Below are 20,680 nucleotides of genomic sequence, written 5' to 3'. Positions count from 1 at the left end.
GCCATTGCACGGTTTCGTCAGGCTTCCTTGTTTTCTCGCATCTTCCCGTTCTGGCACCTGGATATCTGCTGCTGATGGCGGCGCTGCTGTACATGGCAAGCGACAGGTTCGAGGGTCAGTCGAGCATGGCTCGGCTCTACAGAGAAGCCAGCTCGCGCGCAAGAAACGGCGCCGTCCTGCTTCCCTTGGCGCGGGCCACCTGCTGCGGCGTGCCCTTCGCCACAAGGGTGCCACCTGCCCCGCCCGCACCCGGGCCGACATCAATCACCCAGTCTGCCTGTGCGACAGAGCGCATGTCATGCTCGATCATCACCACGGTGTTTCCTGCGTCCACCAACCGCTGCAGCTGCACCAGCAGCCGGTCCGCGTCCGATGCATGCAGGCCGGTGGTGGGTTCATCCAGCACGTACAGCGTGCGCCCGCGCTGGCTGCGCTGCAGCTCGGTCGCCAGCTTGATGCGTTGCGCTTCGCCGCCTGAAAGCTCCGTGGCCGGCTGGCCCAACCGCAGGTAGCCCAGGCCGATCTCCTGCAGCAACTGCAACGGGCGGGCAATGGCCTCTTCCTCGGCGAAGAACGCCTGCGCCTGGTCGACCGTCATCTGCAGGACCTCGGCGATGTTGCGTCCGTTCCACAACACTTTCAGCGTGGCCTCGTTGTAGCGCGCCCCATGGCAGGTGGGGCATGGCGCATAGACGCTGGGCATGAACAGCAGTTCGACACTGACGAAGCCCTCGCCTTCGCAGGTCTCGCACCGACCCTTGGCCACGTTGAACGAGAAGCGGCCCGCATCGAAACGGCGGCGGCGCGCGTCGGGCGTTGCGGCGAACAGCTTGCGCACGTGGTCGAACAGGCCGGTGTAAGTCGCCAGATTGGAGCGGGGCGTGCGGCCGATGGGCTTCTGGTCCACCTGCACCACGCGTTGAATGGCGTCCACGTCGCCGGCCAGCTGGCCGCGCGTGGCTTCGATCACGGTCGGTCCGTCTGTGGGCGCGCTGTCGGCGCTGTCGTCTACGGTCTCGTGCCCCAGGTGCAGCAGCATCAGCTCAGGCAGTGCCTGCGCCATCAGGCTGGACTTGCCCGACCCGGAAATGCCGGTCACTGCGGTCAGCAGCCCCAGCGGCACCTGCGCGTCCACGCCCTGCAGGTTGTGGCGATGGATGCCCTTCAGTTCCAGCCAGCTGGTGGCAATGCGCTGTCGGTTGGCAGGCGCAGGCACCTGGTCGAACAGATACCGCGCCGTGCGCGAATCCTGAACCTTGCGCAGGCCGTCGGGCTCGCCACTGTAGAGCACGCGCCCGCCGTGCTCGCCCGCCTGCGGTCCCACATCCACCAGCCACTGCGCGCGGCGCATCAGCTCCAGATCGTGTTCAACAACGAATACCGAGTTGCCGCCGTCGCGAAGCCGCTCCAGTGCGTCGTACAGCGATTGGCTGTCGGCCGGATGCAGGCCGGCCGAGGGCTCGTCGAGCACGTACAGCACGCCGAACAGCAACGAGCTGAGCTGGGTGGCCAGGCGCAGGCGCTGCAGTTCGCCGGCCGACAGTGTGGGCGTGGCGCGATCCAGCGAGAGGTAGCCCAGCCCCAGCCCACGCAGCTGTCGTACCCGCGCCATGACCCCGCCGGCCAGCCGCTGTGCCGCCAGGCGTTTTTCTTCCGACAGGGCCGAGGTCAGGCGTACGTCGGGGGCGCCTTCGTGGGTCGCGCGGCCACTCGCGGCTCGCCGCGCGCGATCGCGGGGTGTTGCATTCCTGCTGGTACGTGCGCCCTTGCTGTGTGCGCCGAAGTCGCCTTGCGCGATGGGCTCCAGGAGCTCCGCCAGCTGGTCCAGCGGCAGCCGCATGAACTCGCCGATATCCACGCCGGCAAAGGTGACTGAGAGTGCCTCCGGCTTCAGGCGCTTTCCGTGGCAGGCCGGGCATAGCCTGCCTTCCATGTAGCGGGATACGCGCTTGCGCATCAGCGCGCTCTGGGTATTGGCAAAGGTGTGCAGTACGTAGCGGCGTGCGCCGGTATACGTGCCCATGTAGCTGGGCTCCTGCTTCCGCTTGAGCGCGGCACGGGTTTCGGCGGGCGTGAAGCCGGCATAGACCGGCACGCTGGGGGCTTCCTCGGTGAACAGGATCCAGTCCCGGTCCTTCTTCGACAGCTTCTTCCATGGCACGTCGATGTCGTAGCCCAGGGTGACCAGGATGTCGCGCAGGTTCTGGCCATGCCATGCCGGCGGCCAGGAGGCGATGGCGCGCTCGCGGATGCTCAGCGACGGGTCCGGAACCATCAGTGCTTCGGTCACCTCGTAGACATGCCCCAGGCCGTGGCAGGTGCTGCAGGCGCCCTGCGGGGTGTTGGGTGAAAAGTCCTCGGCATACAGCATGGGCTGGTTGGCCGGGTAGGCACCTGCGCGCGAGTACATCATGCGCACCAGGCTGGACAGCGTGGTCACGCTGCCCACCGATGATCGCGCATTGCTTGCGCCGCGTTGCTGCTGCAGGGCTACTGCTGGTGGCAGCCCGTCGATGGCATCGACGTCGGGCACGCCCGCCTGGTCGATCAGGCGGCGTGCATAGGGTGCGACGGATTCGAAGTAGCGCCGCTGCGCCTCGGCGAAGACGGTACCGAAAGCCAGCGATGACTTGCCGGAACCCGATACGCCGGAGAACACCACCAGCGCATTGCGCGGAATGGCGACGTCGACATCCTTGAGGTTGTGCTCGCGCGCGCCGCGGACCTCAATACAGCCGCTGGCTGCGGCTGCACATGACGATTCACCAAAGGGGGGGTTGGACATCTTCGCGATCCTGCGGGCAATGAGCGGCGCGCGTCAGGGCGCACCCGGTGGCCTATTCTCGCCGCTGCAGGGTGAATGTGGCGGTACAGGAGATCGATGCGTTTTGCGCTCTTCAATCCGCCGCCCTGGATTCAATGGCACTACTGCACGACGTCGATGCCGTCTCGATGCTTCATGATGAGCGCCTCCAGTCCCGAGGGTTCTCCAGAAATCGGGCCGGGCTTGCCGGGCCGGCCTTCCGGGATCAACCTCGATGCCATCTGATCTTGAAGCGTGACAATGCCTGGCGCACGTCGGTCTGCGTATCCAAAGATATCGAGGGTGAGCAGGTCATGCCCGTTCTCGACCAGGAGTAATGGAACCTTTCTGCACCGAAGTTCGAACACGCTCGATTGCGGGGGGCCTGCTTCGATGGTAATGCCTTTCGATGCGTTCGCCCGAGCGAAGGCGATCGCATCGTCGCGAAGCATCTTGAATGTTTCTGGTGGAAGTGAGCGGAATGTTCTGAGCTCAGATTCGAGAGAGGTTGGATACGTTATCCAAACGATTCCTGCCGCAACCACCAGGCCCAGGGATGTTAGGAAAGAGATCAGAATCTTCACTTTCGTCACGAAGCCGCGAAGATCGACGCAATACCTGCGAGCGATCCCACAGCCACCCACGAGAGCGTGGCGAAGGCAGTCAACAGCACCTTCCGGTGGACGACCTGCGCTTCGTTCTGGGACTCCGGCCGCCGCGCATAGGGCCTGGAGAAACCCAGGAGTTCGCCGGTGACAGTCAGTGCCCCCATCAGGATCAGTGCGGTCACGCAGAAGCCGAACAGGGAGCCAATGAGGGCCAGATGCTGGGTTTCGCCGATAGCCGGCTGAGTCCCGGCCAGGGCCTCCACAAGTTGCCCCGTCCACCGTGCGGGCAGCCAAGCGAGGGCTGCGACAATGCCGAAGTGACTGGCCACGTTGATCCAGAACCAGAATGTGGGCTTCATGACGTGAGCGTTTCCGATGATGGCCAGTGGCGGGCATCGTGATGCCTGCACCAGCCCCGCACAACCCTGGATGGGGAAGCCGGCCAGCGACCGGCACTACCCGGTCAATCAGCCTGCGGTTTCCAGTCCCTTGCCTGCCGCATCCATCCGCAGCGAGGCCAGGTACCGGCAGTACTTGCCGACGAAGATGCCGGTGAATCCGCCTGCCAGCAGCAGGTAGGCGGCACTGAAGCCGGCATTGGCGGACAGCGACGGCGACACCGCAAATGCGACTTCGAAGCCGTACTTCACCAGGAAGGTGACCAGCAGCAGCGGCAGCAGGCTGAAGTCCGCGTTGCGCCAGAGCTTGCCGGTGCTGCTGTCCAGCGTCAGCTTCAGGCGATTCAGCAGCAGCCAGCCCAGCGCGGCACCCGCAGTGATGCCGGCCAGCCATTCACCCCAGGCGCTCGGCGACGTGCCGAAGCGATGGCTGATCGACCAAGCACCCCATACGGCGAACAGGGCAGGCACGATCGCCAGCTTCTGCAGCGAGGTCTCCCCCGGCTTCATGGCGGCGATGCCGCGGGTGATCAGGAAGGCCAGGAGCAGCCAGACCCAGATCGGCGTCTGCGCGGCGAGTTGCTGGAGCATGTTCATGAGCGGTCCCCTTGGTGAGTGGTGGCGAGGTGCCCTCGCCTTGGCGCTCACTATTCGCTTCCGCCCGGGTTGCAGCCAGTGACAGCTGTCAGGTGTCGCGGGTTACGGGCCGTTGTGCGCGCCCTCCCCTCACCCCGCCGGGCACACACCGTTAACGGCCCGGCCCTATGCTGGGGGCCTCATTGGAGACCTGCCAGGTACCAACCATGACGAAGCTGCATACCCTGATGCTGACCGGCGGCCTGCTTGCGCTGAGCCCTTTGGCCTTGGCCGAGACCGTGAACCTGACCAACAGCGCCGAGGGCGCCAATCGCGATGCCGGCATCACCGCGGTCAAGAAGAAGCTGCAGGACGCCTGTACCGAACGCAAGGGCTCGCCCGATGCCGCCTCGTTCGAAGTGGTCTTCGAGAAGACCAGCCCGAACCCGAACGTACCCAAGCCGTACTACGTGGACGGCAAGATGAAGTGCGAACTGCCGGGCTGACAGTCCCGGCAGCACAGCCATCGATACGGATCAGCGGCCGGAGTCGCAAACGCGCTGCCGGTACTGCGCGATCCACTCCAGCGACGGCGCAATTCCGCCGAACGGGAAGAAATGCGGGCTGACCGGGCCATGGGCGTCCGTCAGCCCTTTCAACAGCCGATCGACGAACACTTCCGGCCCCGCCGTGCCGAGCAGTCGGCCGATCGAGACGCCGTACCTGGCCAGCATCGATGCACTGGCACCCACACCGCACATCGCGGCGTAACGCAGCAACCGGGTGATGCTGGCCGGGCCCGGTACACCAACCAGCACCGGAACCGTGATGCCACGCGCGCGCAGTGCATCCAGCCAGGCCAGCACGGTATCGGCATCGAAGGCGAACTGGGTGACGACCAAGGGGGCCATGCCGCGTGCTTCGATGGCCTGGCATTTACGCCCAAGCACCTGCCAGCGGTCGTCAGCGCTCATCACCGGGTGGCCTTCCGGGTGCCCGCCAATACCAACGACCTTGATCCCGAAGCGCTCCAGAAGACCGGTCTGGATGATCGAAGCGCTGTCGGCGAACGGCCCGGCGGGTGTAGCCAGGTCACCCGCGATCAGCAGGCAGCGGGTGACCCCGGCTTCGCTGGTGGCGCGCTCCAGAAAGCGCTCAAGCGCTGCGTGCGAGCCGATGCGGCGGACAGAGAGATGCGGCATCGGCTCCAGGCCGAGCTCGCGCACCGTGCGCGCGGCAGCCAGGCGTGCGTCGTCGTCCTCGCTGGCCAGCCAGGGAATGGAGATGACCGTGCCACGCGGTATGCGGGCCGCCTCGGCGCGCAGTGCCGGCATGGCCTTCGTGCTGACTTCCAGTGAAAAGGCGTTGATGAAGGCGTCCGCCCGCGATGAGGTACCGGCTGGCATCAACGCGCCCCGCGCACATTGCCGGCCAGCGGCGAGCTGTTGCGGGCCAGTTCGATGAAGGCCTGCAGGTAGTCGATGCCGGTATCGGCCTCGCGCGCGCCCAGGTAGATCTGCTTGGGAATGCCTTTGGCGCCGAGGCGAACGGGCACCACGTCCATGCGCGCGGCGTACTCCTCCACCAGCCAGCGCGGCATGGCGGCGACGCCGCGGCCGCTGGCCACCATCTGCATCATGATGTCGGTGGTTTCAATGGCCTTGTGGCGTCGCGGCGTGATGCCGGCCGGCAGCAGGAACTGGTTGTAGATGTCCAGGCGCTCGAACGGCACCGGGTAGCTGATCAGCACTTCCTGGCTGAGCTGGCGCGGCTTTACGTGATCCGCCTTGGCCAGGGCGTGGTTGCTGGCCACCACCAGCACCTGCTCGTAGTCGAACACGGGAATGAACTTCAGGCCCGGCTTCAGCAGCGGATCGGGGGTGACCAGCAGGTCGATCTCGTAGCCGAACAGCGCGCCGATGCCGCCGAACTGGAACTTCTGCTTGACGTCCACATCCACATCCGGCCACGCGGCCAGGTACGGCGAGACGATCTTCAGCAGCCACTGGTAACACGGATGGCACTCCATGCCGATGCGCAGCGCGCCACGCTCGCCTTGCGCGAACTGGCCCAGCCGCTCCTCGGCCAGGTCCAGCTGCGGCAGCACCCGGTTGGCGACCGCCAGCAGGTACTGCCCGGCCTGGGTAAGCCGCAGGCTGCGGCCTTCGCGCAGCCAGACATCGGTGCCGAGCTGCTGCTCCAGCTTTTTCATGCTGTGGCTGAGGGCAGACTGGGTCAGGTTGAGCACGCCGGCAGCAGCGGTGAGCGAGCCCTGCTGCTCGACCTGCTGCACGATGCTGAGGTGGATCCGTTCCAGCATGACGATGAATCTCACTCATGGATTAGTGAAGTAATACCATTTTACGTCATGGGAAGGCATGACTAGCATCGGGTCATGCCTTCGGTTGCCTGACAGCCTGCTGATCCAGCCGGCCCGCAGGACTGTGCCCCCCGCAGATGCCCGAAGGAGCCTCCCCTCCCCCGCTGAAAGCGAACAGATGACCCGCCCCCTCCGTATCGTCGCCGTTTCCGGTGGACTGCAACGCCCCTCCCGGGCCGCCACCCTGGCCGAGCATCTGCTGGACCTGATCGGCGAGGACATCCACAGTGAGCAGCAGCTGATCGAACTCGGTGAGCTGGCACCGCAGCTGGCCGGTGCACTGTGGCGCTCGCAGTTGCCCGAGGCGGTGGAGCGGCAGCTGGTTGCGGTTGAACAGGCCGACGTACTGGTGGTGGCTACGCCGGTCTACCGCGGCTCCTACACCGGCCTGTTCAAGCACTTTTTCGATTTCATCGACCAGGATGCACTGGTCGATACCCCGATCCTGCTCGCTGCCACTGGTGGCAGCGAGCGCCACGCGCTGGTGATCGACCACCAGCTGCGGCCGCTCTTCAGCTTCTTCCAGGCCCGCACCCTGCCCCTGGGGGTCTATGCCACCGATCGCGATTTTGCCGAGGGACGCGTGCACAACGAAGCACTGATCCAGCGTGCGCGACTGGCAGTGCAGCGGGCACTGCCCCTGCTGGCGCTGTCCCATCGCGCCGCACCTCTCGCTGCCGCCGAGGCCACCGCAACGCTTTGAATGCCAGATGCCGCCGACCTGCATCTGGATGTCACCCCGCAACCCGGAACGCCGCCATGACGACCGACACCTTCACCTTCAGCATCACGCGCATCCCCTTCAACGAGGACTACCAGCCGGCCGAAGGCACGCGCATCACCACCAATTTCGCCAACCTGGCCCGCGGCGCGTCCCGGCAGGAAAACCTGCGCAACACGATCAGCATGATCAACAACCGCTTCAACGACCTGGCGCACTGGGACAACCCGAACGCGGATCGCTACGCGGTCGAGCTGGACATCATCTCGGTGGAGATGCACATCGATGGCGGCGACGGCAGCGATCCGTTCCCGTTGATCGAGGTGCTGCGGCCGACCATCGTCGACACGCAGACCGGCGTTCGCACCGAGGGCATCGTTGGCAACAACTTCTCGTCCTACGTGCGCGACTACGACTTCAGCGTGGTGCTGCCGGCCAGCAACGAGGGCAAGGCCACCTTCGGCATTCCGGAAGGTTTTGGCGACCTGCACGGCAAGCTGTTCCAGCACTTCCTGCGCTCGGACGCCTACCGCGCCAACTTCAGCAAGGGGCCGGTGATCTGCATCAGCGTTTCCAGCAGCAAGACCTACCACCGCACCGAAAACCATCACCCGATCCTGGGCGTGGAGTACCGCCAGGGTGAGTTCTCCCCCACCGACCAGTACTTCGACAAGATGGGCCTGCAGGTGCGCTATTTCATGCCGCCGGGCAGCGTCGCGCCGCTGGCGTTCTACTTCCAGGGCGACCTGCTGGGCGATTACTCGAACCTGGAACTGATCGGCACCATCAGCACGATGGAAGCCTTCCAGAAGATCTACCGTCCGGAGATCTACAACGCCAATTCCGTGGCCGGCAAGGTCTATCAGCCCAGCCTGAAGCACCAGGACTACTCTTCCACCCGCATCGTCTACGACCGCGAAGAGCGCAGCCAGCTGGCGGTCAAGCAGGGCCGGTTCACCGAAGAACACTTCATCAAGCCGTACCGCGCCGTGCTTGAGCAGTGGGCCGCCCGCTGATCCATCGATTTTCCATTCGCCCCCCCAGGACACACCTCACAATGCCGACGAAGACGCTGCTCCCCACCTCCACCGCAGGCAGCCTGCCCAAACCCTCCTGGCTGGCAGAGCCCGAGAAGCTCTGGTCACCCTGGAAGCTGCAGGACGAAGGCCTGATCGAGGGCAAGCAGGACGCCCTGCGCCTGTCCCTGCAGGAACAGCAGCATGCCGGCATCGATATCGTCAGTGACGGCGAGCAGACCCGGCAGCACTTCGTCACCACCTTCATCGAGCATCTCAGCGGCGTGGACTTCGAGAAGCGCGAAACCGTGCGCATCCGCAACCGCTACGATGCCAGCGTGCCGACCGTGGTTGGCGCCGTGAGCCGCCCCAGGCCGGTGTTCGTCGAGGATGCGAAGTTCCTGCGCCGCCAGACCACGCAGCCGATCAAGTGGGCGCTGCCCGGCCCGATGACGATGATCGACACGCTGTACGACGCGCACTACAAGAGCCGCGAAAAGCTGGCCTGGGAATTCGCGAAGATCCTCAACGAGGAAGCGAAGGAGCTGGAGGCTGCAGGCGTGGACATCATCCAGTTCGACGAGCCCGCCTTCAACGTATTCTTCGACGAAGTGAATGATTGGGGCGTAGCCGCACTGGAGCGTGCGATCGAAGGACTGAAGTGCGAGACCGCCGTGCACATCTGCTACGGCTACGGCATCAAGGCCAACACCGACTGGAAGCAGACGCTGGGGTCGGAATGGCGCCAGTACGAGGAGTCGTTCCCGAAGCTGCAGGCCTCCAACATCGACATCATCTCGCTGGAATGCCACAACTCCCACGTGCCGATCGACCTGATCGAGCTGGTGCGCGGCAAGAAAGTGATGGTCGGTGCCATCGACGTGGCCTCCAGCACGGTGGAGACCGCCGATGAAGTAGCCAGCACCCTGCGCAAGGCGCTGCAGTTCGTGGACGCCGACAAGCTCTACCCGAGCACCAACTGCGGCATGGCGCCGCTGGCGCGCGACGTGGCCAGGGGCAAGCTGCGCGCGCTCAGCGAAGGGGCGAGGATCGTGCGCGAGGAACTCTCGGCATAACCCCGGCAGGGGAGGCATTGCCGTTCGAATGGCGGCTTGACGGCGCCTGGCCGGGTATCGACCAGGTTCCACCTCGCGCCTGCAGCTCCGGCCTGGCCTCCATCGCGGGCGGTCGCGGTGCCAGCGCCTGCTTGATCCGTGCCACCTCCCCCGCCCCGGCCTCGGCCAGGCGGCGGGCCTGCTGCCGTTGCTCCGCCGAAAGTGCCGGCGACGGCGCAGCGCTCGCTTCCGACGCTACGTCCACCAGGCGCGCCACTGCCTCGCGCAGCCGCAGCTGTGGGCAGAGCCGCGCGGCACACCAGCGTTCTGCGTAGCGCCTGGCCTGTCGCACATTCGTGGCGGCCACCACCTTGGTCTGGGACATCTTGCGTGCGTCCAGGTACACCCGGAAGCCAAGCACGGCATGCGGCACGATGTTGGCCACCGAGCGCCCGTTCCACCACAGGTCCCAGCGCTCGCCGCTCTGCACCCAGCCGGAGGGCCGGGTGACCGTCATGTACGCGGGAAGATCAAAGGAGGAATGCATGGCCGGAAGCATACGATCGGCCGTCGCAGGGAATGAGATTGCAACGACGCTATGGCCGGTGACCATGAATCGTTCAAGAAGCCGCCGGGTGAACTCTGTTTCAAGGCGCTACCCTGTTGCCCCATGTCTTCCGCGCCCAACGCCTTTCGCAGCACGCTCGTGGCCAAGGCCGCGTCATTGCCCCGCTTGCCGGGGGTGTATACCTTCCACGATGCGGCGGGCACTGCGCTGTACATCGGTAAAAGCGTGGACATCCGGCGCCGGGTAATGGATCACCTGCGGGCATCGGACGAACAACGGCTTGTCGACAGGACAGACGCGTTCTCCTGCATCCGCACGGCGGGCGATATCGGGGCACAGCTGCTGGAAGCGCGGTTGATCAAGCAGGCCAAGCCGCTGTTCAACCAGAAGCTCCGCCGCAACAAGCGGTTGTGCACGATCGTACTGAGCGGCGACGCCGTTCGTATCGAGGACGTCCACGCGGCCGATCCTTTGCAGGCCTACGGCCTCTTCCCCAGTCGCCACGCTGCCATCGCCGCACTGCAGCGACTGGCTGATGAGCACCGGCTCTGCTACGGGCGGCTGGGTGTCGAATCAGTACGTGCCGGGGCACCCTGCTTCCGCCATCTGCTCAAGCGCTGCTCGGGGGTCTGCAACGGAATGGAATCGACGTCAGCGCATGATGAGCGCCTGCAGGCCGGCCTGGCCTGCTATCACCAGCGCGCATGGCCCTACCCGGGGGCGATCGGCATCGTGGAGCGCTCGGAGGACCTCAAGCAGATCCATGTGGTGCGCAACTGGACGTACCTGGGCTCGGCGCCGACGATCGCCGCTGCGCGCCGCCTGGATACCCCGGCGGCCGGGTTCGATCGTGATGGCTACAGCGTGCTTGCAAGGCCGCTGCTCGGCGAGTCGGTGAAGGTCATCGGTCTTTAGTGGGACAGCAGTGTACCGGGCGGCGCGTTGCCGGCCAGCGACCGGCGCTACCGCTACGCGACCCGCTGCGAAACCGGCTATTAGTGTGACGCGTCACGGCCGGCCACGCTTTCGATCCAATCGAGGTAGCGGGACACGCGCACGTTGTAGACCACCTGCCCATAGAAGCCCGCTTCCAGCGCATGCTCGGGAACGGCGGTGATCCAGGAGCCGAGGCCCACCAGCTGCCAGGCCCCATCTTTCTCGATCACCAGCGGGCCGCCGCTGTCGCCGTTGCCGAGCACGCCTTCAAGGGGCAGGCCCTGCGGCGGCGGATCGAACCGGTACCAGAGATAGCGCGTGTTGCCACCGGTAATCGCGTTGTAGGCCCGCCGCAGCGTCGTACGATGCGGCCCGCCCGGCACCAGTCCAGTCGCACCGTTGCCGGTGGCGCCCTTGCCGATCAAGGCGGCGATCTGGGTGACCTCGGCGCTGCCACGGTAGAGCGCCACCGGCTGCACGGCGCTCACCGGTGTGGCAAGTCTGATCAGCGCAATGTCATCCGACGCCGCCAGAAACGCGTGGATTTTCGACGCACTCCCCGTTGCCATCGCTTCCTTGCCCAGCGCCTCGGGCATCCTCCGGTAGCCGGGGTGCAGGAAAACACGCTCGACGCCGTAGCCCTTCCCATGGATGGTGATGGTGGCGCCCATGCCCTCCATCGGTGCGGCATGTGCTGCGGTCAGCACCCAGCGCGGCGCGATCAGGACGCCGTGCCCCTCGCCCGGCATGTCCGCCAGTGCCGGGAAGACGGATGCATCGATCTGATACCTGGCATCGTCGACATCATCGCGGATGACCACGGCGCCGGCGGCGAACGGGAGCGCAGCAAGTGCGAGGAAAAGCCAGCGGTTCATGGAAGCCTTCGGCCCTGCAGTTCAGTCACAACAGCCTAGGGCATGGCCCTGCCATACGGGGAGATCGTGCGACCAATCCCCGGCGATGACCGACGAACGCGGGGGAACGGGAGTTGAAGCCGGCCGGGCCATGCTCTACCTGCGGCCCCGATAGGGTTCGCAGCCCACGCCGTCATTGTCACGATCGAGGTGCGGGCCATACCCCGGATCACCACGCCGTACCGGCGCAGCCCCGGCGGCGCGGGCCTCCGCGCAGTTGGCAAATGCCCGGGAACTGCGCGCGGGAGCGGGGGCGAAACTGCTGCGCGGGGTGTCGACGTAGCGAGGTGCGGCTGGGGCGCCTCGATGGCAGTGATAGTCACCCGTTTTCCGGTTGGTGTGGCAACCCTGCTTGTCGAGCCCGCCCGGATGCGCGAGCGCATTGGCGGACAGGGCCAGTGCGAGCATGCCGAATGCAGCCGATACGCTGGAAACGCGGCGTCGGGTGTCCATGCCTTCCCCCTGTCAGGCAATCCTGCCAGGGGGAAGGCTAGCATGGTGTCTCGACCGCCAGGATTGACGCTGTAGTGGCTGCCACTCAGCGCTGGTAGTCCTTCAGGAACAACCAGGTGATCAGCGTGGCATCGGGGCCCTTCGGATCGGTGAACGGCAGGCCCGACTGGCTGCCACTCCACGCATGCCCCATCCCCTGCACCACATAGTGCTGCACCAGTGTCCTGCCGCCATAGGCGTAGGTATTGACCGTGTAGGCGCGCCCGCCCGGCACCTGCCCGTGGTAGGTGCTGGTCGGCACGTACTTCACCGAGTCGTTGTCCAGGCCGTCATCGGCCAGATCATTGGTCTGCAGGAACTGGCGCACCGCCTGCTCACCGTTCACCGGGTTGACGGTGAGGTCGGCACTGCCATGGAACACCAGCACCGGCAGCGGTCGCGGTGATGGCGAGCCCGAGCACTGCCACGCCAGCCGTCCATTGCTGTCCGGTGAGTAGATGCTGCCGGCCAACAGTGCATAGGCGCTGCCGGAAATCGTGGTCGCGCCCTTGTACATGCCACCGGAATGGATGGCGCCGGCGGCGAACACATCCGAGTAGCAGGCCAGCATGATCGAGGTCATCGCACCGCCAGCAGAAATGCCGGTTACATAGACCCGGTGCGGATCGACGCTGTAGCCGGCTTTTACCTTGTCCACGATGCCTGCCAGAAGTGATGGCTCGCCACTGTCACGCGTCTGGTTGATCGGCAGCTGCCAGTTCCAGCAACGTGCGGGGTTGGAGGTGACGTTCTGGCGCGGATACACCACGATGAAGCCCTCGGTATCGGCCACATCATTGAAGCCGGAGGCCTCGCCCATCAGGTTCGGGCCGGTCACACAGCCGTGCAGCACCAGCAGCAGCGGCAGTGGCTGGGCCGCGTCGTAGCCGGCTGGCACCCAGACCTGGTACTCGCGGGCACCAAACAGATTGCCGTACAGGCCGATGTCCCAATGCCCTGCCGGGCCTGCGGCGAGCGCGCTGCCCGCCGCTGCCAGCCAGGTGCACAGCACCAGCACCATTGCCTTGATCGAATCGATTCCGGATTTCATGACCAGATCCTCATGGGTGAGTCGTGGATGAAGGAGTACCGGGGAACGCGTCCGGCTGGGGGCGAGCCCAGTATCCGCATCCGGCGGTGGCTGCCGACTGGACCTAGGTCCACTCGCCGCTGCCCGATGACACCGCTAGCCTTGGCTGCAGGGGTGGCATCGGGCCATCTGCAATGGACATGCCCTGGGGAGGATCGAATGAAACGGAATTGTCTGAGCCTGATGATCGGCGCGCTGCTGGCGTCTGGCCCGGTACTGGCACAGGACGCGCCGCAGGGGGCGGCGACCGTGGGCAGGAATGCATCACCCACCAACCTGGACAGCATCAAGGTCACCGCACGCAAGCGCGAGGAGACCCTGCAGGAAGTGCCGGTGGCGGTCACCGCGTTCACCTCCGAGGCGCTGGACAGGATGAATGTCCAGGACATCAGCGACCTGGACGGGCAGGTGCCGAACCTGACCATCTACGCGGCGCGCGGCGCCAGCAGCACGGTCACCGCCTACATCCGCGGCATCGGCCAGTCCGACCCGACCTGGGGTGCGGACCCGGGGGTGGGCATCTACCTGGATGACGTCTACATCGCACGCCCGCAGGGCGCACTTCTGGATGTGTTCGATGTATCGCGCATCGAGGTGCTGCGCGGCCCGCAGGGAACGCTGTACGGCAAGAACACCATTGGCGGTGCGATCAAGTACATCTCGCGCGGCCTGCCCACCCAGACCGAGGGTTTCGCCCAGATCACCGTGGGCAACTACAGCCAGCTGGACGCCAAGGCGGCGATCGGCGGCCCGATCGGCGGCGCCGACAGCGGCCTGCGCGCGCGCGTGGCGGTGGCCAGCATGAACCACGACGGCTTTGGCGAAAACACCTTCGATGGCCAGCCGGTCAGCGACAAGCAGATCAACGCGGCACGCCTGAATCTCGGCGCGTATGCGGGCGACGACTTCGATGTGCAGTTCGCGCTGGACTGGATCGATGACCAGTCGGGCATGCGCGGTTCGAAGATGCTGGCGCCCAATCCGTTCCTGCGCGCCTACCCGCCGATGGACAGCCGTTATGACATCCGCTCGGGCATGCGCAACCTCAACAACGTGGAAACCAAGGGCGCGTCGGCCACGGTGAACTGGCGGCCGAACGACGACATCGCGGTGAAGTACGTGGTGGCCAAGCGCGAGTCGGACAGTGAAGCCAACATCGACTTCGACACCACGCCGGTCAAGCTGGCCGACGTGAGCGGCACCTACAACGACAACCAGGTCAGCAACGAGGTGCAGCTGAACTACGATGCCGGTGGCCGGGCGCGTGGCGTGGTGGGCCTGTACCAGTTCAGTGGCGAGGCCGGTGGGCAGATCCAGAACAACTACTTCAGCGCGCAGTTCGCCGACAACCAGGGCAAGGTGCTGACCGACAGCATCGCACTGTATGCGGACTGGACCTTCGACCTGACCAGCGGGCTCAAGCTGGATGTGGGCGCCCGCTACACCGACGAGGACAAGCGCGCGATCGTGCTGAACCGCCTCTACGCCGACCCGGGTTTCAGCCGGCCGGTGGCGGTGACCGCGGACTTCGACAAGAAGACCAACTTCAAGAACGTCTCGCCCAAGGTCTCGCTGGACTACCAGATCACCCCGGACATCATGGTCTACGGGCTGGCCACGCGTGGCTTCAAGTCCGGCGGCTACAACATCCGCGCCAACGCGGTGGCCGTGCCGCGCTCGGCCGAACCGTTCGATGACGAGACCGTGGACAGCTACGAGGTCGGCAGCAAGATGGCCTTCCTCGACCAGCGGCTGTTCCTGAACGTTTCGGCCTTCTACAACAAGTACAAGGATATCCAGCTGTCGGTGTTCACCGGCCTGGATACCAATGGCGACGGCATCGATGATTCCTTCTTCGGTGATTTCACCAATGCCGGCGCCGGCGCCGTCAAGGGCCTCGAGGTCGAATACCAGTACCTGCCCAGCCGGCACTGGTTGATTTCCGGCAATCTGGCCTGGCTGGACACGAAGTACGACGAGTACATGGACCGCGGCATCAACGTGGCCCGGCAGATGAAGTTCACCAATGCGCCGGAATTCTCGGGGGCGCTGAACGTGGAATACCGCACCGACCTGGCCAACGGCAGCAACCTGTCGGCGCGGGTGAGTTACAGCTACCAGAGCGAGGTGTGGCCGACCACCGACCTGAGCCCGGTGATCCGCCAGGAGGGCTATGGGCTGGTCAATGCTGGTGTGATCTGGCGGCTGGATGATGCCTGGACATTCTCACTGCAGGGCACCAACCTGGCCGACAAGGAATACCGCACCACCGGTTACAACATCCCGGCGGTCGGCACGCTGATTGGCTTCTATGGACCGCCGCGCCAATATAGTCTCAGCGTCCGTTACGATTTCTAGCGCGTCCGTTACGATTCCCAGGAAGCCCCTGCATGACGCAGCCTTACCAAGATCTGTACTGGAACAGCAATGATGGTCTGCGCCTGCACGCGCGCGACCATGCGCCGGGGGCAGGACAGCTGCCACGCGGCACCGTGGTATGCATTCCCGGCCTGACCCGCAATGGCGCTGATTTCGATGCGCTGGCCGACGTGCTCACCGGCGCGGGCTGGCGCGTGATCGCCGTCGACCTGCGCGGCCGTGCCGGCTCGGAACGCGCGCAGGATCCATCCAGCTACAACCCACGCGCCTATGCGGATGACATGGTGGCGCTGCTGCGCTCGCAGCGCATCGACTCGGCGGTATTCATCGGCACGTCGCTGGGTGTGCTGGTCACCATCACCCTGGCCTCGCGTGCCCCGCAGACGATTGCCGCGGCGGTACTGAACGATGCCGGCCCCAAGGTGCCGCGCGAGGCGCTGGCACGGATCGGCAAGTACGCCGGCAAGCCCGTGCCGCCGATGGATCTGCAGCAGGCCGCGGCCTACATGGGCACCATCGGCAAGGCGGCATTCCCGCGCTACACCGTGGAGGACTGGCGGGCCATGGCCCTGCGCACGTTCCGCCAGCGCGAAGACGGCATGCTGGAACTGGACTACGACCCGGCGGTGATCCGCACCACCCGACCGTGGGTGCTGTGGCTGTTGCGCCCCGTGCTGTGGCGTGCGGTTCGCGGGTTGACCGCACGCGTGCCGGTGCTGGTGGTGCGTGGCGCCCTGTCCGACATCCTGCCAGCCGATGTTGCCCGGCAGATGGCCGCGACATCGCCCCGCGCACGCCTGGTTGAAGTGCCGGACGTGGGCCATGCGCCGATGTTGAACGAGCCGGAGGCACGCGATGCCATCCTGGCCCTGCTGGACGACGTGCGGTGAGCACCGCCACATCCACCGAGGCAATGCCGGCCGCCCTGCGCCCTCTCCAGCAATGGGCGGCCGGCGAGCGGCTGGGCGGCATCACGCAGGTCTCGCAAGCGCGGATCACTGCCTTCGCCGACGCCACCGGCGACCACAACTGGATCCACGTCGACCCGGTGCGCGCGCGGGCGCAGCTGCCGGGTGGCCGGACCATCGCCCATGGCTTCCTGCTGTTGTCATTGACGGTGGAAGAGGATGTGGCCGCGTTGGCCGGTTTCCCGGGTATCGCGCATGTGCTCAATTACGGACTGAACAAGGTGCGCTTCCTTGCGCCGGTACCCAGCGGCTCGGACGTGCGGGTGCGTTCGCAGCTGGTCTCCCTGCAGCCGCGCCAGCCGGGGCAGTGGCTGCTGACCCAGCGCAAGACCGTGGAGCTCGCTGACGATGGCGAGGTTGCAGTGGTTGCCGAGCAGTTGTCACTGATCGTGGTATCCGCCTAGCGCTGCCCTGCCCCGCTTCTCTCTACACTGGAGCGATGTTGACGCCCTCCATCGTCCTGTTCGCCTGTATTGCGTGGACCGTTCTGTTGTTTGGCGTGGCCCTGTGGGGTGAGCGCCGGGGACATCGCCTCGCACGGATCTGGCCGATCATCTATGCGCTGTCACTGGCCGTGCATTGCACGGCCTGGACCTATTACGGGGCCGCCTCACAGGGCGTGCAATGGGGCTTCCCGATTCCACCGACGCTGGTCGGAATGGCGTTGATCTTTGCGTTCGGCCTGCCGTTCCTGACGCGGCTGGGGCGGTTGGCCAAGCAGCACAACAGCGCCACCATCGCCGACCTGGTGGTCGCGCGACTGCGTGCGGACCAGGGGCTGGGCATCACCATCACCCTGGTCGCGCTGTTCGGCATCATTCCCTACATCGCACTGCAGCTCAAAGCAGTCAGCCAGGGCCTGGGTGCGCTGCTGGGCGATCGCTTCGCACCTGCCGGCTGGCAACTGGACATGTCGTTCTGGTTCGCGCTGACGATGGCGGCGTTCACCCTGCTGTTCGGTGCACGCAAGGCTTCGGCCACCGAACACAACCGCGGCATCGTGGTGGCGCTGGGCCTGGAATCGGTACTGAAGCTGGTGGCGCTGCTGGCGATCGGCCTGTATGCCGGACTGTCGGTGCACCGCGCCGGCACGCCCCTGCTGGAGAAAATGGCCCACCTGCCGCCGCCCGCAGTCATTCCGGATTACCTGACCATGGTGGCGCTGGGCGCGATCTCCGCCTTTACCCTGCCCCACCAGTTCCACGTGGGCGTGGTCGAGCTTCGCCAGCCTTCCGACCTGAAGACGGCGCGCTGGTTGTTCCCGGTGTACCTGCTGTTGATCGGCCTACCGTCGGTGCCGATGGCGCTGTACGGCGCCGCCCAGCTGCCGGCATCGGTGTCGCCGGATCTGTATGTGCTGGCCCTGCCGCAGGCCGGCGGACACCACCTGTTGGCGCTGGTGGCGTACCTGGGCAGCCTGAGCGCGGCCACCGGCATGATGATCCTGTCCGGGCTGACACTGTCGATCATGCTCGGCAATCACGGCGTGGGCTCGCGACTGCTGGGCGGCATCGATGGCGGCCGCGCTGCCGGCGACCTGCGCCCGCGCGTGCTGGCCCTGCGCCGTGCCGGCATCATCGCCGTGTTCCTGATGGCGTGGCTGTACAGCCGGGCGATGAGCGATACCGAGGCGCTCAGCGATTTCGGCCTGATGTCCTTCACCGCGCTCTCGCAGCTGGCACCGGCCGTGCTGCTGGCGGTGTACCGGCCACGCACGCCCTCGCCGGCGATCATCACCGGCATCGTGGTGGGCTCGCTGGTCTGGCTGTGGCTGGTGCTGTTGCCCATGATCGTGCCTGCTGCAACGCCGTCGACCCGTCCCGACGGGCTGCACTGGCTGTCGCTGCTGTCGATGCGCCTGCAGCCGGGGCATATCGCCATCAGCATGGGCGCCAGCCTGGCGGCGAACCTGGTTGCCGTGGTGCTGGTATCGCGCGCGGTGCGCCCGTCGCTGCCACGCCAGCGTGATGCGGTGGCCACGGCATCACTGCGCAAGACCGCCGGCCGCTTCCTTGGCCAGGAACGGGCGCGGCAGCTGCTCGACGGGCATGCGGGACAGATGCTGGATGACGACCGGGTCATGGCGGTGGAACGTGAGCTGACGGCCGTGGTCGGCGCCGGCATGGCCCGGCTGCTGGTGGAGGCGGCACGCGAGGGTGGTGCGGCGCCACTGGATGCGGTCACCCGTGCGGTCGGTGAAGCCACCCAGGCGCTGCGCTTCAACCAGCGCCTGCTGGAAGCCGCGCTGGAGAACATGAGCCAGGGCATCAGCGTGGTGGATGCGCAGTTGCAGCTGGTGGCCTGGAACAGCCGCTATGCCGACCTGTTCAAGTTCCCGCCGGCGCTGCTGCAGGTCGGGCAGCCGGTGGTCCATCTTACTGCGTGGGCCCTGGACCAACTGGGTATCGGCGCTGCCGTTGGCGACTCGCCCGAAAAGGCACTGCAGCGCCGCGTTGCCCACATGCGGCGCGGCACCCCGCATCTGTCCGAGCGGATCTTCCCTGACGACACCATCGTGGAAATCCGCGGCAACCCGATGCCGCGCGGCGGCTACGTGGCCACCTTCACCGATGTCACCGCATTCCGCCGCGCTGAAGATGCACTCAAGCGCAGCAATGAGACACTGGAGCGCCGTGTGCAGGACCGCACGGCCCGGCTGGAACAGGCGGTGCACGAGGCCGAACGAGCCAACGTGGCCAAGACGCGGTTCCTGACCGCGGTCGGCCACGACCTGATCCAGCCATTGCATGCGGCCCAGTTGCTGGCTGATGCGATGTCCCAGCACATCGAGTCCGAGTTCCTGGGCAGCTTCCTGCGCCAGATCCGCGGCGCGCTGGATTCCACCGATGACCTGCTGTCGGGCCTGCTCGATATGTCGCGGCTGGACGCTGGTGGCTGGGTGGCCGACCCACGCCCGTTCGCGCTGTCCACCGTGCTGGATCCGCTTGCGCAGGAGTTCGCGGTGCTGGCGGCGGCACGTGGCCTGCAGTTCGGCTATGTGCCGACCCGGGCCTGGGTGCACAGCGATCCGCTGCTGCTGCGCCGGGTGCTGCAGAATTTCCTGGCCAATGCCATCCGCTACACGCACCGCGGAGGCGTGCTGCTGGGCGTGCGCCGCCAGGGCACCTCACTGGTGATCGGCGTGCATGACAGCGGCCCGGGCATCGCGCCGGAGCAGCAGGCGATCGTGTTCGAGGAATTCCATCGCGGTGACCGCAGCAATGGCCAGGGACTCGGCCTGGGCCTGGCCATCGCGCAGCGCGTCGCCGGCCTGCTGGATGCACCGCTGCACCTGCACAGCATCCCTGGCCGCGGTTCGGCATTCTCCATCCGGGTGCCACGGGCAGCTCCGCCAGCCGCGCCGGACGCCCTGCCCGCTGCTGCCGGCAGCAGCACGCTGAAAGGCATCCGCGTGCTGGTGGTCGACAACGATCGGGACGCGCTGGCGGCGATGCAGCAGCTGCTGACGTCCTGGGGCTGCGACGTCACCACAGCAGGTGATGCCGCAGCGATCGGGCCGTCAGCGGGTGAGGCGGCACTCTGGTTGTTCGACTATCACCTCGATGAGGGTGATACGGGGGTGGCGGTCTGGAAGCGGCTGGTGACCGTGCACGGGCAGCGGCCGACCGTGATCCTCAGTGCCGATACCGGCAGCGATACCCGCGAAGCGGTACGCGAAGCCGGGCTTTCTCTGTTGAACAAGCCGTTCAAGCCGCTGGCGCTGCGCTGGGCGATCAACCATCTGTTGGCGACGAAGGGTGCGACCGCGACCTGAA

19 protein-coding genes are annotated in these 20,680 nt (G+C 66.1%); 9 read left to right on the top strand and 10 right to left on the bottom strand.

The genetic code is table 11. The features are described from left to right. Positions 1-136: 136 nt before the first annotated feature. The 4 genes from BKE09_RS22740 to BKE09_RS22725 form a co-directional block, all read right to left on the bottom strand. Complete coding sequence (locus tag BKE09_RS22740; RefSeq protein WP_075678292.1) at positions 137-2,785, bottom strand: excinuclease ABC subunit UvrA; 2,649 nt, start codon at positions 2,783-2,785, stop codon at positions 137-139. A gap of 140 nt (positions 2,786-2,925) precedes the next feature. Then, positions 2,926-3,255 (bottom strand): hypothetical protein, encoded by a 330-nt coding sequence (locus tag BKE09_RS23460; RefSeq protein WP_139319707.1) that lies wholly within the window; start codon positions 3,253-3,255, stop codon positions 2,926-2,928. 137 nt (positions 3,256-3,392) lie between these two features. Next, a complete protein-coding gene (locus BKE09_RS22730) occupies positions 3,393-3,770 on the bottom strand; it encodes a hypothetical protein (RefSeq protein WP_075678290.1) in 378 nt (125 codons plus the stop codon). Between the two features lie 108 nt (positions 3,771-3,878). Beyond that, the gene (locus tag BKE09_RS22725; RefSeq protein WP_075678289.1) at positions 3,879-4,406 is read right to left on the bottom strand and encodes a DUF6622 family protein; all 528 of its coding nucleotides are present in this window, start codon (positions 4,404-4,406) and stop codon (positions 3,879-3,881) included. A 206-nt stretch (positions 4,407-4,612) separates the two neighbouring features. Between BKE09_RS22725 and BKE09_RS22720 the strand changes: the two genes are divergently transcribed. Continuing rightward, positions 4,613-4,891 (top strand): hypothetical protein, encoded by a 279-nt coding sequence (locus tag BKE09_RS22720; protein WP_075678288.1) that lies wholly within the window; start codon positions 4,613-4,615, stop codon positions 4,889-4,891. Between the two features lie 30 nt (positions 4,892-4,921). On the opposite strand, the gene BKE09_RS22715 is transcribed toward BKE09_RS22720, so the two are convergent. Together BKE09_RS22715 and BKE09_RS22710 are read right to left on the bottom strand one after the other, a co-directional pair. After that, positions 4,922-5,791, bottom strand: a complete 870-nt coding sequence (locus BKE09_RS22715; protein WP_075678287.1) for a methylenetetrahydrofolate reductase — start codon at positions 5,789-5,791, stop codon at positions 4,922-4,924. Beyond that, positions 5,791-6,705: a LysR family transcriptional regulator gene (locus tag BKE09_RS22710; protein WP_075678286.1), complete on the bottom strand. Its 915-nt coding sequence runs from the start codon at positions 6,703-6,705 to the stop codon at positions 5,791-5,793. Before BKE09_RS22710 ends, BKE09_RS22715 begins: the two co-directional genes overlap by 1 nt. A 178-nt stretch (positions 6,706-6,883) precedes the next feature. Between BKE09_RS22710 and msuE the strand changes: the two genes are divergently transcribed. From msuE to BKE09_RS22695, 3 genes are read left to right on the top strand one after another with little or no spacing between them, the layout of a single operon-like run. Continuing rightward, complete coding sequence (gene msuE, locus BKE09_RS22705; protein ID WP_075678285.1) at positions 6,884-7,468, top strand: FMN reductase; 585 nt, start codon at positions 6,884-6,886, stop codon at positions 7,466-7,468. Positions 7,469-7,524: 56 nt separating this feature from the next. Further along, positions 7,525-8,502, top strand: coding sequence for a DUF1852 domain-containing protein (locus BKE09_RS22700; RefSeq protein ID WP_075678284.1), 978 nt, complete (start codon positions 7,525-7,527; stop codon positions 8,500-8,502). 41 nt (positions 8,503-8,543) lie between these two features. Then, complete coding sequence (locus BKE09_RS22695) at positions 8,544-9,578, top strand: methionine synthase (protein WP_075678283.1); 1,035 nt, start codon at positions 8,544-8,546, stop codon at positions 9,576-9,578. On the opposite strand, the gene BKE09_RS22690 is transcribed toward BKE09_RS22695, so the two are convergent. Further along, positions 9,535-10,170 carry a hypothetical protein gene (locus BKE09_RS22690; RefSeq protein ID WP_075678282.1) on the bottom strand — a complete coding sequence of 212 codons (636 nt, stop codon included), beginning with the start codon at positions 10,168-10,170 and terminating at the stop codon, positions 9,535-9,537. The two genes, BKE09_RS22695 and BKE09_RS22690, sit on opposite strands and share 44 nt — an antisense overlap. Positions 10,171-10,227: 57 nt before the next feature. On the opposite strand from BKE09_RS22690, the gene BKE09_RS22685 reads away from it, so the two are divergent. After that, positions 10,228-11,040 carry a hypothetical protein gene (locus BKE09_RS22685; protein WP_075678281.1) on the top strand — a complete coding sequence of 271 codons (813 nt, stop codon included), beginning with the start codon at positions 10,228-10,230 and terminating at the stop codon, positions 11,038-11,040. A gap of 80 nt (positions 11,041-11,120) precedes the next feature. On the opposite strand, the gene BKE09_RS22680 is transcribed toward BKE09_RS22685, so the two are convergent. The 3 genes from BKE09_RS22680 to BKE09_RS22670 all read right to left on the bottom strand — a co-directional run bounded on the left by BKE09_RS22680 (position 11,121) and on the right by BKE09_RS22670 (position 13,518). Next, positions 11,121-11,936, bottom strand: a complete 816-nt coding sequence (locus tag BKE09_RS22680) for a trypsin-like serine protease (protein ID WP_075678280.1) — start codon at positions 11,934-11,936, stop codon at positions 11,121-11,123. 135 nt (positions 11,937-12,071) lie between these two features. After that, positions 12,072-12,428, bottom strand: coding sequence for an excalibur calcium-binding domain-containing protein (locus tag BKE09_RS22675; protein WP_139319706.1), 357 nt, complete (start codon positions 12,426-12,428; stop codon positions 12,072-12,074). A gap of 85 nt (positions 12,429-12,513) precedes the next feature. Further along, positions 12,514-13,518, bottom strand: coding sequence for a PHB depolymerase family esterase (locus BKE09_RS22670; RefSeq protein ID WP_075678279.1), 1,005 nt, complete (start codon positions 13,516-13,518; stop codon positions 12,514-12,516). Positions 13,519-13,716: 198 nt separating this feature from the next. Here BKE09_RS22670 and BKE09_RS22665 point away from each other — a divergent pair, with 198 nt between their 5' ends. The 4 genes from BKE09_RS22665 to BKE09_RS22650 are packed head-to-tail and all read left to right on the top strand — an operon-like array spanning position 13,717 to position 20,679. Further along, positions 13,717-15,915 (top strand): TonB-dependent receptor, encoded by a 2,199-nt coding sequence (locus tag BKE09_RS22665; protein ID WP_240502988.1) that lies wholly within the window; start codon positions 13,717-13,719, stop codon positions 15,913-15,915. A gap of 32 nt (positions 15,916-15,947) precedes the next feature. Next, on the top strand, positions 15,948-16,826 hold the full coding sequence (locus BKE09_RS22660) for an alpha/beta hydrolase (RefSeq protein ID WP_075678277.1): 879 nt from the start codon (positions 15,948-15,950) through the stop codon (positions 16,824-16,826). 23 nt (positions 16,827-16,849) lie between these two features. After that, complete coding sequence (locus BKE09_RS22655; protein ID WP_075678357.1) at positions 16,850-17,308, top strand: MaoC family dehydratase; 459 nt, start codon at positions 16,850-16,852, stop codon at positions 17,306-17,308. A gap of 35 nt (positions 17,309-17,343) precedes the next feature. Further along, entirely contained in the window at positions 17,344-20,679 is a 3,336-nt protein-coding gene (locus tag BKE09_RS22650) for a PAS-domain containing protein (protein WP_075678276.1), read from the top strand. The last annotated feature ends 1 nt before the right edge of the window (position 20,680 follow it).

The organism is Stenotrophomonas sp. TD3, assembly GCF_001939825.1.
Classification (GTDB): domain Bacteria; phylum Pseudomonadota; class Gammaproteobacteria; order Xanthomonadales; family Xanthomonadaceae; genus Stenotrophomonas.
The sequence above is the reverse complement of the archived record's forward strand: the minus strand, read 5'-3'. Positions and strand labels throughout refer to the sequence as shown.

Bases quoted from the DNA above. Each gene is read 5' to 3' on its own strand.
- BKE09_RS22680 (WP_075678280.1), bottom strand. From the start codon at position 11,936: ATGAACCGCTGGCTTTTCCTCGCACTTGCTGCGCTCCCGTTCGCCGCC.
- BKE09_RS22710 (WP_075678286.1), bottom strand. From the start codon at position 6,705: ATGCTGGAACGGATCCACCTCAGCATCGTGCAGCAGGTCGAGCAGCAG.
- BKE09_RS22715 (WP_075678287.1), bottom strand. From the start codon at position 5,791: ATGCCAGCCGGTACCTCATCGCGGGCGGACGCCTTCATCAACGCCTTT.
- BKE09_RS22695 (WP_075678283.1), top strand. From the start codon at position 8,544: ATGCCGACGAAGACGCTGCTCCCCACCTCCACCGCAGGCAGCCTGCCC.
- BKE09_RS22725 (WP_075678289.1), bottom strand. From the start codon at position 4,406: ATGAACATGCTCCAGCAACTCGCCGCGCAGACGCCGATCTGGGTCTGG.
- BKE09_RS22700 (WP_075678284.1), top strand. From the start codon at position 7,525: ATGACGACCGACACCTTCACCTTCAGCATCACGCGCATCCCCTTCAAC.
- BKE09_RS22685 (WP_075678281.1), top strand. From the start codon at position 10,228: ATGTCTTCCGCGCCCAACGCCTTTCGCAGCACGCTCGTGGCCAAGGCC.
- BKE09_RS22670 (WP_075678279.1), bottom strand. From the start codon at position 13,518: ATGAAATCCGGAATCGATTCGATCAAGGCAATGGTGCTGGTGCTGTGC.
- BKE09_RS22690 (WP_075678282.1), bottom strand. From the start codon at position 10,170: ATGGTCACCGGCCATAGCGTCGTTGCAATCTCATTCCCTGCGACGGCC.
- BKE09_RS22665 (WP_240502988.1), top strand. From the start codon at position 13,717: ATGAAACGGAATTGTCTGAGCCTGATGATCGGCGCGCTGCTGGCGTCT.
- BKE09_RS22740 (WP_075678292.1), bottom strand. From the start codon at position 2,785: ATGTCCAACCCCCCCTTTGGTGAATCGTCATGTGCAGCCGCAGCCAGC.
- BKE09_RS22730 (WP_075678290.1), bottom strand. From the start codon at position 3,770: ATGAAGCCCACATTCTGGTTCTGGATCAACGTGGCCAGTCACTTCGGC.
- BKE09_RS22660 (WP_075678277.1), top strand. From the start codon at position 15,948: ATGACGCAGCCTTACCAAGATCTGTACTGGAACAGCAATGATGGTCTG.
- BKE09_RS23460 (WP_139319707.1), bottom strand. From the start codon at position 3,255: ATGCTTCGCGACGATGCGATCGCCTTCGCTCGGGCGAACGCATCGAAA.
- BKE09_RS22650 (WP_075678276.1), top strand. From the start codon at position 17,344: ATGTTGACGCCCTCCATCGTCCTGTTCGCCTGTATTGCGTGGACCGTT.
- BKE09_RS22675 (WP_139319706.1), bottom strand. From the start codon at position 12,428: ATGGACACCCGACGCCGCGTTTCCAGCGTATCGGCTGCATTCGGCATG.
- BKE09_RS22655 (WP_075678357.1), top strand. From the start codon at position 16,850: ATGCCGGCCGCCCTGCGCCCTCTCCAGCAATGGGCGGCCGGCGAGCGG.
- BKE09_RS22720 (WP_075678288.1), top strand. From the start codon at position 4,613: ATGACGAAGCTGCATACCCTGATGCTGACCGGCGGCCTGCTTGCGCTG.
- msuE (WP_075678285.1), top strand. From the start codon at position 6,884: ATGACCCGCCCCCTCCGTATCGTCGCCGTTTCCGGTGGACTGCAACGC.